At 40.2% G+C, this 1,644-nt stretch carries 1 protein-coding gene; it reads left to right on the forward strand.

The window, feature by feature from the left end:
* Positions 1-118 precede the first annotated feature (118 nt).
* Positions 119-1,644, forward strand: a 1,526-nt coding sequence (gene ahpF, locus ACK2M2_RS16355) for an alkyl hydroperoxide reductase subunit F (protein ID WP_419349905.1), incomplete at its 3' end; no start/stop codon positions are given.

Genomic DNA, 1,644 nt, shown 5'->3' on the forward strand with positions numbered 1-1,644 from the left:
AAACCGTCTTAAAATTCAAAAAACCGATTATAAATATAAAAACAACCTGTTTCCTCTATTCTGTGATTTAACGTATTATATTCTCAAGCAATAAATTTACTCCTTTGGAGATTGAACGATGTTAGATACAAATACTTCTGCACAATTAAAAACTTTACTTGAACGTCTTGAAAGCCCAATTGAATTGGTCGCTTCTTTAGACAACTCTGATAAAGCTGAAAAAATTAAAGAATTAGTCACTGAAGTTGCTGCACTGTCTGATCAAGTGACTGCACGTCTTGATGGGCAAAATAGCCGCAAACCAAGCTTCGGTATTGCGAAAGTCGGCGAGCAACCACGTGTGTTCTTCGCAGGCTTGCCAATGGGTCACGAATTCACTTCATTGATCTTAGCTTTACTGCAAGTTTCAGGTTATGCAGCAAAAGTATCTGATGAAGTTTTGGCACAAATCAAAGGCTTAAATATTCAATCTGACTTTGATGTGTTCGTCTCACTAAGCTGTCATAACTGTCCTGATGTGGTTCAAGCTCTGAATCTGATTGCGATTAACAACCCAGGTACAACAGCAACGATGATTGATGGTGCTTTCTTCCAAGATGAAGTTGAAGAACGTAAAATCATGGCTGTACCAATGTTATTCCAAAATGGTCAGCACATTGGTCAAGGTCGTATGACCCTAGAAGAAATCATTGCTAAATTAGATACTGGTGCAGCAGCAAAAGATGCTGAAAAATTGAATGCTAAAGAAGCCTTTGATGTGCTGGTGATTGGTGGTGGTCCTGCAGGTGCAACAGCGGCAATGTATGCTGCACGTAAAGGTATTCGTACAGGTATTGTGTCTGAGCGCTTCGGTGGTCAGGTTATGGATACGATGGACATTGAAAACTTTATTTCAGTGCAAAAAACTCAAGGTCCAAAGTTTGGTGCAGATATGGAAGCACATGTACGAGAGTACGGTGTAGATATTATGAACCTACAAAAAGTGAAAAGCATTGTCGGTGCAGATCAAACAGCCAATGGTTTAGTTCAGCTTGAACTTGAAAATGGTGCAAAACTTGAATCAAAAACTGTGATTTTATCTACAGGTGCACGTTGGAGAGAAATGAATGTACCAGGTGAGAAAGAATACAAAACTCGTGGAGTTGCATATTGCCCACACTGTGATGGTCCATTGTTCAAAGGTAAACGTGTTGCGGTGATTGGTGGTGGTAACTCAGGTGTAGAAGCTGCCATTGACCTTGCGGGTATTGTTGAGCATGTAACGGTACTGGAGTTTGATACTAAGCTACGTGCTGACCAAGTACTTCAAGATAAGTTGAATAGTTTGCCAAATACCACAGTACTATTGAATGTTTTAGCAACTGAGGTTATTGGTGATGGTTCACAAGTCACAGCCATTAAATACAAAGATCGTGCAACGGAGATTGAGCATACATTAGAACTTGCAGGGATCTTCGTTCAAATTGGCTTGTTACCTAATACTGACTTCTTAAAAGACAGTGCTGTAGAGCTTTCAAACCGTAATGAGATTGTGGTTAATGAACGCAATGAAACATCTGTAAAAGGTGTCTTTGCTGCAGGTGACTGTACCACTGTACCATACAAGCAAATCATTATTGCATCGGGTGAAGGTGCGAAAGCGGC

The sequence above is a fragment of the Acinetobacter sp. TY1 genome, from assembly GCF_048551395.1.
In the GTDB taxonomy this organism is placed as follows: domain Bacteria; phylum Pseudomonadota; class Gammaproteobacteria; order Pseudomonadales; family Moraxellaceae; genus Acinetobacter.